This window comes from Streptomyces sp. NPDC049970, from assembly GCF_040660235.1.
Taxonomy (GTDB): domain Bacteria; phylum Actinomycetota; class Actinomycetes; order Streptomycetales; family Streptomycetaceae; genus Streptomyces.
Genome location: NZ_JBFALP010000052.1, coordinates 1 through 2,157, shown reverse-complemented (window position 1 = coordinate 2,157; position 2,157 = coordinate 1). Strand labels below are relative to the sequence as shown.

General features: G+C 67.7%; 3 protein-coding genes. 1 reads left to right on the top strand and 2 read right to left on the bottom strand.

Annotated features, from left to right (window positions below; translation table 11 throughout):
* Nucleotides 1-11 precede the first annotated feature (11 nt).
* Together AB0I83_RS31390 and AB0I83_RS31385 are read right to left on the bottom strand one after the other, a co-directional pair.
* Complete coding sequence (locus AB0I83_RS31390; RefSeq protein ID WP_168131688.1) at nt 12-1,010, bottom strand: inorganic phosphate transporter; 999 nt, start codon at nt 1,008-1,010, stop codon at nt 12-14.
* 7 nt (nt 1,011-1,017) lie between these two features.
* Nucleotides 1,018-1,638, bottom strand: a complete 621-nt coding sequence (locus tag AB0I83_RS31385; RefSeq protein ID WP_189427813.1) for a DUF47 family protein — start codon at nt 1,636-1,638, stop codon at nt 1,018-1,020.
* A gap of 219 nt (nt 1,639-1,857) precedes the next feature.
* Here AB0I83_RS31385 and AB0I83_RS31380 point away from each other — a divergent pair.
* On the top strand, nt 1,858-2,157 hold a 300-nt coding region (locus tag AB0I83_RS31380), incomplete at its 3' end, for a metal-sensitive transcriptional regulator (protein WP_363307043.1).

The window sequence follows — 2,157 nt, the reverse complement described above, 5'->3', positions numbered from 1 at the left end:
GGCCGGCCGGCCTACAGGATCGCCAGCTTTATCAGCCAGAAGACGACCGCCGAGACGATCGCGGCCGCCGGCATGGTGATGAACCAGCCCACCACGATGTTCTTCGCCACGCCCCAGCGGACCGCGTTGACCCGCTTGGTGGCGCCCACGCCCATGATCGCCGAGGTGATCACATGGGTGGTGGAGATCGGCGCGTGGAACACGAACGCGGTGCCGAACATGATCGACGCGCCGGTCGCCTCGGCCGCGAACCCCTGCGGCGGGTCCAGCTCGATGATCTTGCGGCCCAGGGTGCGCATGATGCGCCAGCCGCCCGCGTAGGTGCCCAGCGACAGCATCAGGGCGGAGACCAGCTTCACCCACACCGGGATCGGGTCGCCGTAGGTCTCGACGCCGCCGATGACCAGGGCCATCACCACGACACCCATGGTCTTCTGGGCGTCCTGCAGACCGTGGCCGAGGGCCATGCCGGCCGCGGAGACGGTCTGTGCTATGCGGAAGCCGCGCTTGGCCTTGTGCGGGTTGGTGCGGCGGAAGATCCACATGATGGCCGCCATCACCAGGTAGCCGACGATCAGGCCGATCACCGGCGACAGGAACATCGGGGTGACCACCTTGTCGACCACGCCCGACCAGTGCACGGCCGTGCCGCCGGCGAGTGCCGCGCCGACCAGGCCGCCGAACAGGGCGTGCGAGGAGGACGAGGGAAGCCCGAAGTACCAGGTGATCAGGTTCCAGACGATCGCGCCGAGCAGGGCCGCGAAGAGGATGCCCATGCCCCGGCTGCCGGTGGGGGGCTCGATCAGGCCCTCACTGACGGTCTTGGCGACGCCGCTGCCGAGGAAGGCACCGGCGAGGTTCATCACCGCCGCCATGCCGAGCGCCGCCCGCGGGGTCAGCGCCCGCGTGGAGACGGAGGTGGCGATGGCGTTGGCGGAGTCGTGGAAACCGTTGGTGTAGGCGAAGCCCAGGGCGACCAGGATGGTCAGGATCAGAGCGAAGGTGTCCATGGACGCCTCAGGACTCCTTGACCGCGATGGTCTCCACCGTGTTCGCCACGTGCTCGAAGGCGTCCGCCGCCTCCTCCAGTACGTCCACGATCTGCTTGAGCTTGAGCACCTCGATCGCGTCGTACTTGCCGTTGAACAGGTGGGCGAGGAGTTTGCGGTGGATCTGGTCCGCCTGGTTCTCCAGGCGGTTCACCTCGATCCAGTACTCGGTGAGGTTCTCCATCGTGCGCAGATGCGGCATGGCCTCGGCGGTCAGTTCCGCCGCCCGGGCCAGGACCTCGATCTGCTGCTCGACGCCCCGCGGCAGCTCCTCGATGTTGTAGAGGACGACCAGATCGACGGCCTCCTCCATGAAGTCCATGATGTCGTCCAGGGACGACGCCAGGGAGTAGATGTCCTCACGGTCGAAGGGCGTGATGAACGAGGAGTTCAGCTGGTGGAAGATCGCGTGCGTGGCGTCGTCGCCCGCGTGCTCCGCGGCCCGCATACGCTCTGCGATCTCGGCCCGGGCGGAGGCGTCCGCCCCGAGCAGTTCCAAAAGGAGCTTCGAGCCCGCGACGATGTTGTCCGCGGACGCGGCGAACATGTCGTAGAAGCTCGTCTCCCTGGGGGTCAGACGAAAGCGCACGTGGGGTCCTCGGGGTGCATCGGTGTCGGTCAGGGTGATGCTAAGCGCATCATCCGGCCACGGCTAAGAGCCCGGGGCTCTCGCAAGGGGCCGTTCCCCAGTGTCACCCATGCCGCGCGGTGATCTTCCTGGAGGGGCCCGTGCAGCGGAGAATTCGGTACGATATACCCGCCAGGGGTATATCGGGCCCCGGTGACGGTGTACCGACAGGAGGACGCGATGACGACCACCGAGGCCGGCGTGCCGGCGCCCTCCGGGGCCACCGTCGACGAGCCGCACGGGCACGAGCATCAGCACGCGACGTACGGCTACCACCAGCAGAAGGACGAGCACCTCAAGCGCCTGCGCCGGATCGAGGGGCAGATCCGCGGGCTGCAGCGGATGGTCGACGAGGACGTCTACTGCATCGACATACTCACCCAGGTCTCGGCCTCCACCAAGGCGCTGCAGTCCTTCGCCCTGCAGCTGCTGGAGCAGCATCTGCGCCACTGCGTCGCCGACGCCGCCGTCAAGGGCGGC